This window comes from Actinomadura parmotrematis (genome assembly GCF_019458805.1).
Classification (GTDB): Bacteria; Actinomycetota; Actinomycetes; order Streptosporangiales; family Streptosporangiaceae; genus Spirillospora; species Spirillospora parmotrematis.
In genome coordinates this window covers 11,924-26,608 of the sequence record NZ_JAIBOA010000030.1, presented here as the reverse complement: position 1 = coordinate 26,608, position 14,685 = coordinate 11,924, and the positions used below count along the sequence as shown (strand labels likewise).

The following is a 14,685-nucleotide window of genomic DNA, read 5'->3' as shown; positions in this document are numbered from 1 at the left end:
CCGGCCCCGCCCCGTCAGGTGCCGCGGCCGGGCGCCAGCGGCGTCACCCTGATGCGCCCGTGGGCGCACACCATGCCCTGCGACCAGGTCCCCGAGAGCCGCGTGCGCTCGTCGGGCGGGGTGACCTCCAGCCGCTCGGGCGTCGGCTCGCAGGGCCCGGTCGCCGACTCGCCGCCGCTCGCCACCACCGTCCACTGCAGGCGCGCGTACGCGCTGCCGTTCGGCTTCAGCACCAGCGGCGACGGTGACGGCTCCGCCCGCCGCACGTCGGTGGGCAGCCGCCCGTCCGGTCCGTACAGCTGCATCCCGACGTAGCCGTAGACGCGGCACGCGCTCCCCGACCGGTTGGTCAGCACCAGGTAGGCGTACCGGCTCCCGGCCGCCGCTCCGGCGGGCTCCAGCGCCATCCGCAGGTCCGCCGTCGAGCAGCGGGGCGTCGTGCCGCCCGCCGCCGTGCCGCCCGCCGTCGGCGTGGCGGACGGCGTCCCGGACGGGCCGGACGGGCCGGGCGACCCGGACGCGGGGGGCGTCGCGGCGGGCGCCGAGGAGGACGGTCCGGGCGAGCCGCCCGCCGCGCCGTCCCCGCCGCTCGAGCAGGCGGCCCCGGCCAGCATGAGCGCGGCTCCCGCGACGGGCGCGGCGGCTCTCGCGGCGATCCTCACGGCGCACGTCCTCTCTCCGGGTGCCCCCTCTGTTTCCAGCACCGCCGCCGGGCAAACCGGGCACGCCGCCCGCCATCGGCCGGTTCCGGGAGGTGCGAACGGCGGCCGGGGCACGTACCGTCGAGGATGCGCCGGCCGCGCAGCGCCGTTCACGACGACCCCGACCGCGAGGTGGTGGGATGGCCCTGAGATTCGGCATCGAGGAGGAGTACTTCGTCGTCGATCCCGTCTCCCGGGAGGTCGTCCCCCGCGCGGAGGCGGTGGTGCGGCGCGCGGAGGCGGTGCTCGGCGACCGCGCGTCCACCGAGCTGGTCAGCTTCCTGGCCGAGGCGAAGACCCCGCCGTGCGACGACCTCGCCAAGCTGACCGAGCAGGTCCGGTCGATGCGGGCGGCGATGGCGGCCGCCGCCGAGCGCGAGGGGGTGCGGCTCGCCGCCTCCGGCACGCCCGTCCTCGGCGAGCTGCTGCCGCCGCCCATCGCGGCGGGCGCCCGGTACGCCGACAGCCTCGCGACCTACCGGGCGCTGGACGACGAGCAGTGCATCTGCTCGTGCCACGTCCACGTGGAGATGCCCGACCGCGACCGCGCGGTGCGGGTCGGCAACCACCTGCGGCCCTGGCTGCCGGTGCTGCTGGCGCTCGCCGCCAACTCGCCCTACTGGGCGGGCCGCGACACCGGGCACGCCTGCTGGCGGGTCCTGTCGTGGTCGCGGTGGCCGGTCGCCGGCCCCCCGCCGCTCTTCGAGTCCGCCGCGCACTACGACGACGTGGTCGCCGCCCTGCTCGGCTGCGGGGCGCTGATGGACCACGGCACGATCTTCTGGGACGTGCGGCCCTCCGCGCGGCTGCCGACGATCGAGGTCCGGCTCGGCGACGTGGCGCGCACCACCGGCGACGCGGCGGTGTTCGCCGCGCTCGTCCGCGCCCTCGTGCAGGTGTCGCTGGCGGCGGTCGAGGACGGCGCCGCGCCGCCGGACCCGTCCGCGGAGATGCTGCGCGCCGCCTACTGGCTCGCCGCGCGCGACGGGCTGACCGGCCGCGCCCTGGACCTGCGGACGGGGCGCCCGGCCGCCGCCGCCGACCTCGTCCGCGACCTGCTGCGGCACGTCCGCCCCGCCCTGGACGACAGCGGCGACCTCGCCGCGGTGACGGCCGGCGTCGCCGCGCTGCTGGAGTCGGGGAACGGCGCCGACCGGCAGCGCGCGGTGTTCCGCCGCCGCGGCCTGCTCACCGACGTGGTCGACGACGTCCTGCTCTCCCCCGCCCCGGAAGGGGGCTGACCGAGCGGTCCCGATCACACCGCCCGTCCCCCTGTTTTCACCGGCCGCCGTAGGGTAGCGATCGTCTTGTCCACGTCAGCAGGCCCGGGGGGAGGTAGAGATGCCCCTGCGTCGCCCTGCCGGCCCGCCGGTGCGTACCCTCGACCCGATGTCCCAGCAGAAGCCACCCGCCGCGGCCCCGGAGTTCTCCGGGCTGCCCCCGGACGGCTTCGTGCACGCCGCGCTGATCTACCAGGACGCCGACGCCTACGTGGCGGGCGTCCTGCCGTTCCTGCGGGCCGGCCTGCGGGACGGGACGCCGGTCGCGGTGGCGGTGCCCGGCCCGCGGCTCGGCGCGCTCCGCGACGCCCTCGGCGCCGAGGGGGCCCGCGTCACCTGGATGGACATGGCCGACGTGGGCCGCAACCCCGGCTGGATCATCCCGGGCGTGCTGCGCGCCTTCACCGACCGCCACCCCGGGCCGGGGCGGGCGCGGATCGTCGCCGAGGCGGTCTGGCCGGGCCGCTCCGCCCTGGAGTACCCGGCCTGCGCCCAGCACGAGGCGCTCGTCGGCCTGGCCTTCGAGGGCCGCGACATCGCGCTGCTCTGCCCGTTCGACGCCGCCGGCCTCGCGCCGTCCGCGCTGGACGACGCGCGCGCCACGCACGGCTGGCTCGGCGCCGGCGCCGACGCCCGCCGGAGCGGGGGCTTCGCGCCCGAGCGCGTGCTGGCCGACTGCAACACGGCGCTGCCCGAGCCGGCGGACGCCGCCTCGCTGGACTTCGACCGCGACGCGCTGCCGGCGCTGCGGCGCTTCGCCTGCGAGCATGCGGCGGCGCTCGGCCTCGGCCGGCGCCGGGTCGGCGAGCTGGAGCTCGCGGTGAACGAGATGGCCGCCAACTCGGTGGTGCACGGCGGCGGCCGCGGCCGGCTGCGGGTGTGGGCCGAGGACGGGTACGTGGTCTGCGAGATCGCCGACGCCGGGCGGATCCGCGACCCGCTGGCCGGCCGGCGGCCGGTCGCGATGTCCACCGACGGCGGCCGCGGGCTGCTCATGGTGCACCACCTGGCCGACCTGGTGCGGGTCCGCAGCGGCCCCGAGGGCACCGCCGTCCGCGCCTACCTGCGCGCCTGACCCGCCGGCCCGCCCGGCCGCCCGGCGCGGGGGCCGATGCTCTAGCCTCCTGCCCGACAGGTGATTACCGACCGGTAGCGAAGGTGAGGCGGTCCCGTGGGCGCGAGCGAGGACAGGGTGGACGGCATGGCGGGCAGGGTCGTCGTGGTGACCGGGGCCGCGCGCGGTCTCGGCGCGCTGCTCGCCAAGGGCGCCGCGTCGCGGGGCGCCCGCGTCGCGCTGCTCGGGCTGGAGCCGGCGGAGCTCGCCGCCGCCGCCAAGGCGTGCGGCCCGGCGGCGCGCTGGTGGGAGGCCGACGTCACCTCCCCCGAGGCGCTCGCCGCCACCGCGGGCGAGGTCCTCGCCCACTTCGGCCGGGTCGACACGGTGGTCGCCAACGCCGGCATCGCCACCGGCGGGCCGGTGCAGTACTCCGACCCGCGCACCTTCGACAAGGTCATCGAGGTGAACCTGCTCGGCAGCGTCAACACCGCGCGCGCCTTCCTGCCCGCGCTGCGCGAGTCGCAGGGCTACTTCTTCCAGATCGCCTCGCTGGCCGCGCTCACCGCCGCGCCGATGATGGCCGCCTACTGCGCCTCCAAGTCCGGCGTCGAGGCGTTCGCGCACAGCCTGCGCGCCGAGGTCGCCCACACCGGCGTCGGCGTCGGCATCGGCTACCTCAGCTGGACCGACACCGACATGGTGCGCGGCGCCGACGAGAACCCCGCGCTCCGCCGGATGCGCGCGAGCCTGCCGTTCCCCGGCAACCGCACCTACCCGCTGCGCCCGACCGCCGCCCGGCTGCTCGCCGGGATGGCCGCGCGCCGCCCGCACGTGTACGGGCAGGCGTGGCTGCCCGCCGCGCAGGCCGCGCGGGCGCTGATGCCGGCCGCCATCACCTGGAACGCGCGCAAGGTGATGGGGCGCTACGAGGCCGAGTGGCTCGCCGGCGGCGGCGACACCCGGCTGGTCGGCGCGGGCGGTGCGGCCGCCGGGCGGGGCTGAGCACGCGCGCCCGGCGGTACGGTGGTTCCAAGGCGGCCACAATTCCCGGCGGGCGCGTTCCGCCCGGCCTTCGAACAGTATGGTTCGATCATTGTGCCGGGCCCTTCAGGCCGGGACCGGCGCGCGAGGGCAGGAGCGGGGTCACAGTTGACCGGGATGGCCGGTGCACCGGGGGGTCCGGTGCGCAGCGCGGCGGCGCGGGGCACCAACGGCCTCGCCGACGGCGACGAGCCGGAGCACCTGCTGCTGGTCGAGGACGACCCCGGCGACGCCCTGCTCATCGAGGAGTTCCTCGCCGACACCGGCCTGCGCATCCGGCTGACGTGGGCGCGCACCATCGCGCGGGCGCTGGAGCTGCTCGCCGACGGCGAGCGGCCCGCCTGCGTCCTGCTCGACCTGCACCTGCCCGACTCCCAGGGCCTGGACGGCCTCAGCACGATGCTGGCCGCCGCCCCGCAGGCCGCGGTCATCGTCCTGACCGGCCTGTCGGAGGCGCAGGCCGGGCTCGCGGCGGTCGGGGTCGGCGCGCAGGACTACCTGCTGAAGGGCCAGCTGGAGCCCGAGTGGCTCGGCCGCGCCATCCGCTATGCCGTCCAGCGCAAGCAGGTCGAGCTGTCGGCCGCCGCGCTGCAGGCGGGGCGGCTGCGCGCCGAGGAGAACGCGCGCCTGGAGCGCGGCCTGCTGCCGCGGCCGCTGGTGTCGGGCGACCGGCTGGACGTGGTGACCCGCTACCGGCCGAGCCGCATGCACGCCCTGCTCGGCGGCGACTTCTTCGACGTGGTGGAGACCGCCGACGGCGCGGTCCACGCCGTCATCGGCGACGTCGCCGGGCACGGCGCGGCCGAGGCGGCGATGGGCGTCTGCCTGCGGGTGGCCTGGCGGTCGTTCGTGCTGGCCGGCCTGTCGGGGCCGCCGCTGATCGAGATGCTGGAGCGGCTGCTGCTCGCCGAGCGCGCCGACAACGAGGCGTTCGTCACGCTGACCAGCATCACCCTCACCCCGGACCGGCGGGCGGCGCGGGTGGTGCGCGCCGGCCATCCGGGGCTGCTGCTGCGCGACGGCGCCGGCGAGGTGACGCTGGTGGAGACCGCCGGCGGCATCGCGCTCGGCATGATGCCCGGCCTCGGCGAGTGGCCGGAGGAGCGGGTCGCGATGCCGCCCGGAAGCGGCCTGCTGCTGTTCACCGACGGGCTGTTCGAGGGGCTGACCGGCCCGGAGGGGCAGCGCCTGGACCTGTCGGGGCTGCTGGTGCTGGCGCGGCGGCGCGCGGGGCTGCCGGCGGAGGAGTTCGTCGACGCCCTCATCGCCGGCGCCGAGGCGGCCTCGGCCGAGCACGGCGGCCTCGCCGACGACGTGGCGGTCATCCATCTGGGGTGGCGGCCCTCCTGACGGCGGTCGACGCGGCGGCGGCGAACTCGCTGAGCCCGCTCAGCAGCCGTTCGCGGCCGTCGGGCGACATCCGCCGCAGGACCTCCTCCAGGTCCCGCTGGCGGCGCAGCGCGATGTCCCGGAGCAGCTCCTCCCCGGGCGCGGTGATCTGGAGCGTCACCTGCCGCCGGTCGGCGTCGCTGCCGGCCCGCGCGAGCAGCCCCGCCGCCTCCAGCCGGTCGCACAGCCGGCTGGCGGAGGAGGGGATGACGCCGAGCTCCCCCGCGAGCGCCCTCAGGTTGAGGACGCCGCGGCGCTGCACGGCCTCCAGGGCGCGCAGCTGGGAGGGCGGCACCCGCTCGGGCGCGGCGTCGTGGGCCCGCCGCCAGACGGCGAGCAGGCTGCGCGCGGCCCGCTCGACGAGGGCGCCGGACACGGCGGTCCTGCTGATCTCCTTGCTGGATTCGGTCACGGGCTCGTTCCCTGCGTGGGCGTGCGGTGCCATGGCGGTGCCCCATGGCGGTGCCCCGTGTGGTGCCCCGTCGGCCGCGTCCGATGCGTCCGCGGGCGATCGCTTCGCGCCGGTCCCCCGGCCGCCTCACCGGCGCCCGCCGCCCGCCTCGGCGAGCAGGCGGAGCCAGGCCGGCCCGACGCGGTCCAGCCGGTACTCGCCGGCCGAGTGGCGGGCCCGCTCGCCGAGCCGGTCGCGCAGCGCCGCGTCCGCCATCACGGCGCCGAGCGCCCGGGTGAGCGCGGCGATGTCGGCGGGCGGGACGAGCAGCCCGTCCACCCCGTGGGTGATCAGCTCGGCGGGGCCGGTCGGGCAGTCGAAGGCGACCACCGGCAGGCCCTGGTGCATGGCCTCCAGGATCACCATCGGCATGCCCTCGTGCCGCGAGGACAGGGCGTAGACGGCGGCGCGGGTCATCTCGCCGGCGAGGTCGGCGGTGCGCGGCAGCAGCTCGACCCGGCCGGCCAGTCCGAGATCGGCGATCTGCCGGCTCAGCCGGGCGTGCCGGACGCCGCTGCCGAACACCCGCAGCGTCCAGTCGGGGTGCTCGGCGGCGAGCGGCGCGAACGCGCGGATGAGCAGGTCGAAGCCCTTCTGCCGGACCAGCCGGCCGGCGGCGAGGACCACCCGCCGGTCGCGGGGGGAGGGGCCGCCCGGCAGGTCGGGCAGCGCGTTGGGGATCCGCACGATCCGCACCGGGGCGCCGTCCAGGGCCGCCGCGTACTCGGCGCGGGACGCCTCGGTGAGCGCGGCCAGGACGCCGAGGCGCCGGTAGTCGCGGACGATCTCGCGGCGCAGGGCGGGCCGGTAGGAGCCGAGGTTCAGGTGGTCCTGGGCGATGGTGGCGGTGCCGCGCCGGGCGACCCGGGGCAGCAGCAGGTTCAGCGCCGGGCGGGTGCCGATCAGCACGTCGGGCGCGGGGCCGGCGAGCGCGCGGAGCAGCGCGAGGTCGGTCCACAGGCTCACCTTGCCGAAGGAGTTCTCCGCCGCGGGGGTGAGCACGCTCGGCAGGCGCGACAGCAGCCGCGCGAGGCGGCCGCGCGGGCCCGTCCGGTCGTCGCAGAAGCGGACGGCGACGCCTGGCGGGATGGGGTAGAACGCCTCGGGCCGCGTCCGCACGACGCTGACGATCTCCACGTCGTGGTGCCGGGCGAGGTAGCCCGCCAGGTTCAGCACCGTGCGGACGGTGCCTCCGGTGCCGTACGCGTGGTGCAGCAGGATCCGCACTTTCAGCCGCCGTCCGGGGCGCGGTCCCGGCGCCGTCCGGGCGAGCACCGCCAGGGCCGCCAGCACGGTCCGGCGCGCCCCGCGGTGCGCGGCCCTCTTCGCCGCGGCCGGGACGAGACGCCCCCGCCGGGTCCTGCCACCGGGCATCCCGGTCCCCCGCTCTCCAGGTGGTGGCGCGCTGCGCCCTACCTGTTAGGTGCCCGGAGAGCGGTCCGGGTTCTCCTCGCGTCCCCGGTGATGTCAGGCGGTGGTGACGGACCGGTCGAGGGCGCTGCCCTTGACCCACTTGGTCCAGGGCATCTGGTAGAAGCTCCAGCCGTTGTTCCACTCCAGCTTGCGCTTGGTGCCGGTGATGATGACCGGGTCGCCGAGCTGGGAGAAGCTGTAGAACCAGCGGGCCGCCGCGGGCGGGGAGTTCAGGCAGCCGTGGCTGACGTTCTGGTGGCCCTGCGCCCACACGGTGGAGGCCATCGAGTGGATGTACTCGCCGCTGTTGGAGATCCGCACCGCGTAGGGGATGACCTCCTTGTAGCCGCCGTTGGCCTTGTCCTCGGGCTTCACGCCCATCCAGTCCGACGTCATGATCGCCGGGTTCTCCTTGCCCATGGCGAGGTGGACGCCGCTGGTGGTGAGGTAGGTGTCGACGCCGTTGACGACGCGGCCGCCGCGGCCGGCGCTGATGCCCCAGCTCTTGACCTTCTTGCCGTTCTTCCTCACCGTCAGCCGGTGGGTCTTGGTGCTGGCGGTGATGATGTGCTCGTCGCCGATGCGGAACCGGCGGGTGAGGTCGGCGTCGCCGTAGGTGTTCTTGCCCGAGCGGACCCCGGCGAGCCGGGCGGTGAGGGTGACCTGCTGGTTGGGCTGCCAGTACCGGCCGTTCTGCGTCCGGAAGATCACCTGGGTGTCGCTGGCCCAGTACCAGGCGCCGGTGGCGGCCTTGGTGGACTTGACCTCCAGGGCGCGCTCCACCGCGGCCTTGTCGCCCACCGCGCGGTTGAAGGTCACCTGGATCGGCATGCCGACGCCGACCTTCTGCCCGGCCGAGGGGGTGACGTCGCTGATCTCCAGCTCGGCCGCGGCCTTCAGCGTGGTGAAGGCGGCGGTGACGGTGGTCGACCTGCCCTTGGGGTTCTGCGCGACGGCCGTCACCCGGTACTGGGAGGCCGGCCGCAGGGTGCGCGACTGCCAGCCGGTCTTGTCGGCGCTGAGGGTGCCCTCGACGGGCTTGCCCTTGCGGGTCACCGTCACCGAGGTGAGGGTGCCGCCGGCCGCCTTCACCTGGACGCCCTTGTCGGGGCGCGCCTTGCCGGAGCCGTCGCCGGGGGTGATGGTCACCTGGGGCGCGGCGGCGTCGCCGGTGTTGCCGACCGTGACGCCCTTGTCCTTCTCGCCGCCCGAGCAGGCCCCGAGGGCCAGCACGACACCGGCCAGTCCCGCCCCCGCGCGCACTCCCGAGGAAAGCCGATGCTGCACCGTAGGACCTCCCGTACCCCGCTTCTACCCGATCCAGCAGACATTAGCGACAAAAGATGTTCAGGATGCGGGCAGGCGGGTACAAGAGGGCGCTCCGAGATCAAAGCGTTGCACGCCGGGTGCCCGCCGGACGCGCGGCCGGGAGGCGTCAGCCCAGCGTGGCGGGGGCGGCGTCGCCGTTGACGTGCAGGAGGCAGCGCCGGAACCCCCAGACCGAGACGGCCACGGCGGCCGCGCCGAGGGCGGCGACGAGGCCGGTGCGCACCCACAGGAACGTGCCGATCGACTCGTGGAACAGCATCCACAGGCTGATGACGGCGTTGACGAAGAACACCAGCGACCACAGCAGGGAGATCCGCAGGAAGAACCGGCGGACGCGGGCGTGGCGCAGGAACGCCTCGGGCATCGGCACCATGTCGGTGGCGACCTTCTGGGCGAGCGGCCGCCCGAGCGGCACCGAGGCCAGGAACGTCACGGCGACCGTGAGGGTGCCGAGCGTCGGCTGCAGGAAGTAGATGACGGCGCTGTGGGTGGCGGCGGCGAGCACCGCGCGGGCGGTCACGCCGACGGCGGCGAGCAGCAGCATGGCGCTGACGCCGTGGCCGCGCGCGTAGCGCCAGGCGATGCCGCCGTAGACCCACGCCACGGCCGCGACGAGCCCGCCGTTCAGCCCGAGCAGGGCGAAGGCGGCGTAGAAGACCGCGACGGGGGCGATGACGCCCTCGACGAAGCGCGGCAGGGCGTGCCGGAGCATCGAGGTCAGGCGGGGCGGCTCGAAACCGTGGTGGCCGCCCGTCCGCTGCTCGTGCGCGCCGCGCGTCCGCGCGGGCGTGGTCGCCGCTTCCTCCATCGAGTGGGTTGCTCCCCTGCTGTCCGTCCGGCCGCCGGCCCGCGGGCCGGCGCGCCCGGGTCTCCGTCCGGTCATGACCCGGCCCACGGTACGTCAAGATCGGTACCGGCCCGGCCCGTTCCGTCCCGTTTCCTCAGTCGTTCCGGGGAGGGCCGGGGTCCGGTTCGCGGGCGGCGGCGTAGAGGGCGCGCAGCGTCACCTCGACCGATGGGCGGCGCAGGCTCGCGCGGCGCACCACCGCGTACACCTCGCGGGCCAGGTCGCAGCCGGGGATCGCGCGGACCGCGACGCCGGGATCGGCGGCGAGGGCCAGGGCGGGCACCGCCGTGATGCCGATGCCGCGCGCGACCAGGCTGAGGATCGTGTGCAGGCCCTCGAACTCCCACGGCACCGGCCGCGCGCCCCCCACGGTGTCCAGCAGCCGTTCCACGGCCGCGCGGGACGGCTCGCCGGCGGGCGCCGCCATCCAGGACTCCTCGCGGAGCGCCTGCAGGTCCACCGGCCGCGCCGGGTCGGCCATCGGGTGGCCCGCCGGGACGACGAGCAGCAGCGGGTCGCGCTGCAGCCGCAGGAACTCCAGCGCCGCCGGGCCCTGCTCGGGCAGCTTGCCCGTCCAGTCGTCGACCAGGGCGATGTCCGCCTCGCCGCTCTGCACCTGGCGGATGCCGTCGCCGGGGCGCGTCTGGCGCAGCACGAAGGTCATGCCCGGGTGGTCGGCGAGGCCGCGCGCGAGGGCCGGCGCGAACGCGACGGCGGCGGTGGGGAACGCGGTGACGGCGATCCGGCCGGCCGGCAGCCCGGCCTGCGCCGACAGCTCGGCCTCGGCGCTCTCCACGAGGGCGAGGATCTCCCCGGCGCGGGCCGCGAGGCGGCGCCCGGCGTCGGTCAGCTCGGCGCTGCGCGCGGTGCGGTCGAGCAGCGGGACGCGCGCCTCGCGCTCCAGCGCGGCGAGCTGCTGGGAGACCGCCGAGGGCGTGTAGCCGAGCGCGGCGGCGGTCGCGGCGATGCTGCCGCGGCGGGCGAACTCGGCCAGCAGGCGCAGCCGCCGCACCTCCAGCATCGGCCCTCCTTACGGTCAGCATCGACAAGGCTCGCTTGTGGTGATGCTAGCCGCGCGAAAGCATGGACGCGTCCCCGGCCGGGTCGCTGACCAGCGATTTCCTCCCGCCCCCTCGGCCCCGCACGCCTTTCCCTCACCGTTCTGGAGCCCTCTCGATGCCTGCCCCCGACCCTTCTCCCTCCCCTGCCGCGACCGCGCTGCGGCCGGTCCCGGTGTCCCCGACGCTCGCCATCAACGAGGCCATCGCCCGCAAGCGGCGCGAGGGGGTGCGGGTGCTGCCGTTCGGGTTCGGCGAAGCCGGCATCCCCCTGCATCCGTCGCTGACCCGGGAGCTGGCCGCGGGCGCCGGGCGGGGCGCCTACGGCCCGGTCGCCGGGTCGCCCGCGCTGCGCGCCGCCGCGGCCGGCTACTGGAACCGCCGCGGCCTCGCCACCGATCCGGACCTGGTCGTCGCCGGGCCGGGCAGCAAGCCCCTGCTGTACGCGCTGATCACCGCGCTCGGCGGGGACCTGGCGGTGCCCGCGCCGAGCTGGGTCACCTACGCGGCGCAGGCGGCCCTCTCCGGCGCCGCGGCCCTGCACGTGCCGACCCGCCCCGGCGAGGGCGGCGTCCCCGACCCCGCGCTGCTGGCCGCGGCGGTGACCGGCGCCCGCGCGCGCGGGCGGACGGTGCGCGCGGTGGTGCTGACGCTGCCCGACAACCCCACCGGGACGCTCGCCTCGGCGGCCACCGTGCGCGAGGTGTGCCGGGTCGCCCGCGACCTGGACCTCGTCCTGGTCTCCGACGAGATCTACCGGGACCTCGTGCACGATCCGGCCCGGGACGTGCCGAGCCCCGCCCGCTGGGCGCCCGAGCGGACGGTGGTGACCACCGCGCTCAGCAAGAACCTGGCGGCGGGCGGCTGGCGGATCGGGGTGGCGCGCCTGCCGGACGGCCCGTTCGGCCGGGCGCTGCGCGCCTCGCTGCTCGGCCTGGCGAGCGAGATCTGGTCGAGCCCGCCCGCGCCGGTGCAGCACGCCGCCGCCCACGCCTTCGCCGAGCCCCCCGAGCTCGTCGAGCGGGTGGACCGCAGCCGCCGCCTGCACGCGCGGATCGCCGGCGCCGTCGCGGACCGCTTCGAGCGGGCCGGGGCGCTGCTGCACCGCCCGCAGGCGGCGTTCTACCTCTACCCCGACCTGGAGCCGATGCGGGACCGGTTGGAACGTTCTCACGGGGTGCGCGAGGGGTCGGACCTGACGGACCTGCTGCTGGAGCGCTACGGCGTGGGCGTCCTGCCCGGCGCGGTGTTCGGCGACGACCCGGCGGCGCTGCGGATGCGGGTGGCGCCGAGCCTGCTGTACGGCGCGGACGACGAGCAGCGCCTCGCCGCGCTCGGCCATCCCGACCCCGCGTCGCTGCCGTGGATCGCCGCCGGGCTGGACCGCCTGTCGGAGGTCCTCGCCGATCTCGGCGGGGAGGCCGCTTCCGGACACGGTGCCCCCGGTCGCGGCGGGCAGGCCCCGGCGGCGCTCGCGAGCTGACCGGCCCCGCGACGAGCGGCGGCGGCGCCGCGAACCCCGGGGGTTCGCGGCGCCGCCGCCGTCGTGCGTTCCGTCGCGGATCGCCGGTCGTGGCAGGGGCGGTAGGAGTCGAACCTACTTTTCGCTGGTTTTGGAGACCAGCCGCCTAACCGGTGGCTCACCCCTTCGCGCTTTCGTTCTCTTCGATGCGCACCAGCATGGGCAGGTTCACGATCAGCGGCAATTCCTTTTCCGTCCGCGCGTCCGGAAGGGGGACGAACCGGGCGGTCACGGGCGGCGAGAGGGGCGGGACGAGAGATCCGCGGGAGATAAGCGTGGTGTAAGGTCCAACGTCGCACGGGGTATACGACGCATAACACACGAGTGCGGGCCAAGCCCGGTCGTGTCACGCTTCCCCGTGGTAAACCCAGAACAGTGTGATGTCACGCGAGTGATGGATCGGAAGACGAGGGGCACGCCATGAGGCACGCACGCGACGGGGCCGCCGCGGCGATGAACGCCGCCTCCCGGGTGCTCGTCGCCCGGGGCCGCAACGAGCCCCAGGAGCTGGAGAACCCCGACGTCGCGTGGGGCCAGCGCGCGCGTGACGGCGTGTGGGTGCCGACCAAGGACGGCCAGCGGATCCACATCGGCATCGACGCGACCGCCGCCGACACCGTCGCGCAGGTGCTGCGGCCGAGCCTGCGGGTGTTCGTCGGCATCGACGTGGACACCGACATCGTGGCGCAGACGACCGCGTCCGGGGTCCGGCTGCTGACGGTGATCCACGGCGCCGACGCCCCGGCCGAGTTCCGCTTCCCGATCTCGCTGGTGGACGGCCTCGCGCTGGAGGCGATGCCCTCGGGCGGCTACGACGTGGTGCACCTGCGCTACGGCGCGACGGTGGGCCGGATGTACAACCCGTGGGCGAGCGACTCGATGTTCCGGCCGGTGAAGGCCGACTACGCCCTGGAGGGCTCCTCCCTCACCATGCGGGTGCAGCACACCGGCGCCTACTACCCGGTCGTGGCCGACCCGCACTACGCCCGCTGAGCGGCCGCCGCGGCGGCGGCAGGCCCCCGGGGGGCGGCATAGGCTGGGGCGGCGCCGCCCCCGCCAGGCCCTCCGATACTGGAGTCAGCGTGATCTTCAATCATGACGCCGAGCACGCGCTCGGCGTGGTCGTCGATCTGGTCAACACCTCGCCGGCCGCCTGCGGGCGGGAGGGCCTCGGCGATCTGGAGGCGCTCCGGGCGTTCGTGGAGCGCAACCGGTTCAGCGACGTGAGCGGCCTCGCCCGGGCCGATCTGGAGCGGGCGCACGCGCTGCGGGGGCGCTTCCACGAGGTGTTCCTGACCACCCGGACGGCGACGGCGGTGGCGCTGGTCAACGAGGTGGTCGCCGAGGTGCGCGCCACCCCCCGCCTCACCGACCACGACGGCCACGACTGGCACGTGCACTTCTTCGCGCCGGGCGCGCCGATGGGCGAGCACCTGGCGGCCGAGGGCGGGATGGCGCTGGCGTTCGTGGTGGCGGCGGGCGAGCTGGAGCGGCTGCGGACGTGCGCGGCGCCGGGCTGCGCGCGGGTGCTGGTCGACCTGTCGCGCAACCGGTGCCGCCGCTACTGCGACACCCGTACCTGCGGCAACCGGATGCACGTGGCGGCCTATCGCGCCCGGCGCCGCGAGACGGCGCCCTGAGACCGCGCCCTGAGCGGCCCGCGGGCCGGCCGGCGGGTCAGGCGGTGATCGCCGCGACGGCGGCCAGGGCGCGGCGGGCGCCCGCCGCGTCGTGCACCCGGAAGACCCGGGCGCCGAGCAGCGCCGAGACGCCGAGCACGGCGAGGGTGCCGACGCCGCGCCGCTCGACGGGCTGGCCGAGGGTCTCGCCGATGAAGTCCTTGTTGGAGACCGCGACGAGGACCGGCCAGCCGGTGGCGGTGAGCTCGCCGAGCCGCCGGGTGATCTCCAGCGAGTGCCGGGTGTTCTTGCCGAAGTCGTGCGCGGGGTCGATGAGGACCGCCTCGCGCCGCACCCCGAGCGCGACGGCGCGCTCGGCCTGCGCGGTGACGTGCGCGACGACGTCGGCGACGACGTCGGCGTAGCCGATCCGGTGCGGGCGGGTGCGCGGCGCCAGGGCGCCGGCGTGCGCGCAGACCAGGCCGGTGCCGTACTCGGCGGCGACGGCGGCGAGCTCGGGGTCGGGGCCGCCCCAGGTGTCGTTCAGCAGGTCGGCGCCCGCCTCGGCGACGGCGCGGCCGACCTCGGCGCGCCAGGTGTCCACGCTGATCACCACGCCGGGGTGGCGGTCCCGGACGGCGGCGACGACGTCCACCACCCGGCGCAGCTCCTCGGCGACGCCGACCTCCTCGCCGGGGCCGGCCTTCACCCCGCCGATGTCCACGATGTCGGCGCCGGCCGCGACCGCGCGGTCGACGGCGGCGACCGCCGCGTCGAAGCCGAACGTCGCTCCCCGGTCGTAGAACGAATCGGGGGTACGGTTGATCACAGCCATGATCGAGAAGCGGCCGAGCGCGCGGCCGTTCAGCCGCAGCGGCGGCGCGTCGTCGGTGCTGGTCATCGTGATCCCACGGTCGCACATCCGGGCCGCCGGCGTGAAGTCGAAGCAAATTCGGTTCAAACGGCGCCCTCACTCGT

14 protein-coding genes and 1 tRNA gene are annotated in these 14,685 nt (G+C 76.2%); 7 read left to right on the top strand and 8 right to left on the bottom strand.

Annotation, left to right across the window (positions count from 1 at the left end; all coding sequences use genetic code 11):
- Positions 1 to 14: 14 nt before the first annotated feature.
- Positions 15 to 662: a DUF4232 domain-containing protein gene (locus tag K1Y72_RS32375; protein ID WP_220170339.1), complete on the bottom strand. Its 648-nt coding sequence runs from the start codon at positions 660 to 662 to the stop codon at positions 15 to 17.
- 179 nt (positions 663 to 841) lie between these two features.
- Between K1Y72_RS32375 and K1Y72_RS32370 the strand changes: the two genes are divergently transcribed.
- The 4 genes from K1Y72_RS32370 to K1Y72_RS32355 all read left to right on the top strand — a co-directional run bounded on the left by K1Y72_RS32370 (position 842) and on the right by K1Y72_RS32355 (position 5,429).
- Positions 842 to 1,942: a carboxylate-amine ligase gene (locus K1Y72_RS32370; protein WP_220170338.1), complete on the top strand. Its 1,101-nt coding sequence runs from the start codon at positions 842 to 844 to the stop codon at positions 1,940 to 1,942.
- A 148-nt stretch (positions 1,943 to 2,090) separates the two neighbouring features.
- Positions 2,091 to 3,056, top strand: a complete 966-nt coding sequence (locus tag K1Y72_RS32365; protein WP_258574325.1) for an anti-sigma factor RsbA family regulatory protein — start codon at positions 2,091 to 2,093, stop codon at positions 3,054 to 3,056.
- A gap of 126 nt (positions 3,057 to 3,182) precedes the next feature.
- Positions 3,183 to 4,040, top strand: a complete 858-nt coding sequence (locus tag K1Y72_RS32360; protein ID WP_220170393.1) for an SDR family oxidoreductase — start codon at positions 3,183 to 3,185, stop codon at positions 4,038 to 4,040.
- 156 nt (positions 4,041 to 4,196) lie between these two features.
- Positions 4,197 to 5,429, top strand: a complete 1,233-nt coding sequence (locus K1Y72_RS32355; RefSeq protein ID WP_220170337.1) for a PP2C family protein-serine/threonine phosphatase — start codon at positions 4,197 to 4,199, stop codon at positions 5,427 to 5,429.
- Here the strand turns inward: K1Y72_RS32355 and K1Y72_RS32350 are convergent.
- The 5 genes from K1Y72_RS32350 to K1Y72_RS32330 all read right to left on the bottom strand — a co-directional run bounded on the left by K1Y72_RS32350 (position 5,401) and on the right by K1Y72_RS32330 (position 10,529).
- Positions 5,401 to 5,880: a MarR family winged helix-turn-helix transcriptional regulator gene (locus tag K1Y72_RS32350; protein ID WP_220170336.1), complete on the bottom strand. Its 480-nt coding sequence runs from the start codon at positions 5,878 to 5,880 to the stop codon at positions 5,401 to 5,403. The two genes, K1Y72_RS32355 and K1Y72_RS32350, sit on opposite strands and share 29 nt — an antisense overlap.
- Positions 5,881 to 6,006: 126 nt before the next feature.
- A complete protein-coding gene (locus tag K1Y72_RS32345) occupies positions 6,007 to 7,212 on the bottom strand; it encodes a glycosyltransferase family 4 protein (RefSeq protein ID WP_308287330.1) in 1,206 nt (401 codons plus the stop codon).
- A gap of 174 nt (positions 7,213 to 7,386) precedes the next feature.
- The gene (locus tag K1Y72_RS32340) at positions 7,387 to 8,619 is read right to left on the bottom strand and encodes a L,D-transpeptidase (protein WP_308287329.1); all 1,233 of its coding nucleotides are present in this window, start codon (positions 8,617 to 8,619) and stop codon (positions 7,387 to 7,389) included.
- Positions 8,620 to 8,767: 148 nt separating this feature from the next.
- Positions 8,768 to 9,469, bottom strand: coding sequence for a VC0807 family protein (locus K1Y72_RS32335; RefSeq protein ID WP_220170334.1), 702 nt, complete (start codon positions 9,467 to 9,469; stop codon positions 8,768 to 8,770).
- Between the two features lie 133 nt (positions 9,470 to 9,602).
- Entirely contained in the window at positions 9,603 to 10,529 is a 927-nt protein-coding gene (locus K1Y72_RS32330; protein ID WP_220170333.1) for a LysR family transcriptional regulator, read from the bottom strand.
- Between the two features lie 155 nt (positions 10,530 to 10,684).
- On the opposite strand from K1Y72_RS32330, the gene K1Y72_RS32325 reads away from it, so the two are divergent.
- Positions 10,685 to 12,049 carry a pyridoxal phosphate-dependent aminotransferase gene (locus K1Y72_RS32325; RefSeq protein ID WP_220170332.1) on the top strand — a complete coding sequence of 455 codons (1,365 nt, stop codon included), beginning with the start codon at positions 10,685 to 10,687 and terminating at the stop codon, positions 12,047 to 12,049.
- A 90-nt stretch (positions 12,050 to 12,139) separates the two neighbouring features.
- Here K1Y72_RS32325 and K1Y72_RS32320 read toward each other — a convergent pair.
- A tRNA-Trp gene (locus K1Y72_RS32320) sits at positions 12,140 to 12,214 on the bottom strand.
- Between the two features lie 294 nt (positions 12,215 to 12,508).
- Between K1Y72_RS32320 and K1Y72_RS32315 the strand changes: the two genes are divergently transcribed.
- Both K1Y72_RS32315 and K1Y72_RS32310 read left to right on the top strand, forming a co-directional pair.
- The gene (locus K1Y72_RS32315) at positions 12,509 to 13,081 is read left to right on the top strand and encodes a hypothetical protein (RefSeq protein ID WP_220170331.1); all 573 of its coding nucleotides are present in this window, start codon (positions 12,509 to 12,511) and stop codon (positions 13,079 to 13,081) included.
- Between the two features lie 89 nt (positions 13,082 to 13,170).
- Positions 13,171 to 13,728 (top strand): CGNR zinc finger domain-containing protein, encoded by a 558-nt coding sequence (locus K1Y72_RS32310; RefSeq protein ID WP_220170330.1) that lies wholly within the window; start codon positions 13,171 to 13,173, stop codon positions 13,726 to 13,728.
- Positions 13,729 to 13,765: 37 nt separating this feature from the next.
- On the opposite strand, the gene folP is transcribed toward K1Y72_RS32310, so the two are convergent.
- Positions 13,766 to 14,608 carry a dihydropteroate synthase gene (gene folP / locus K1Y72_RS32305; protein WP_220170329.1) on the bottom strand — a complete coding sequence of 281 codons (843 nt, stop codon included), beginning with the start codon at positions 14,606 to 14,608 and terminating at the stop codon, positions 13,766 to 13,768.
- Between the last annotated feature and the right edge of the window lie 77 nt (positions 14,609 to 14,685).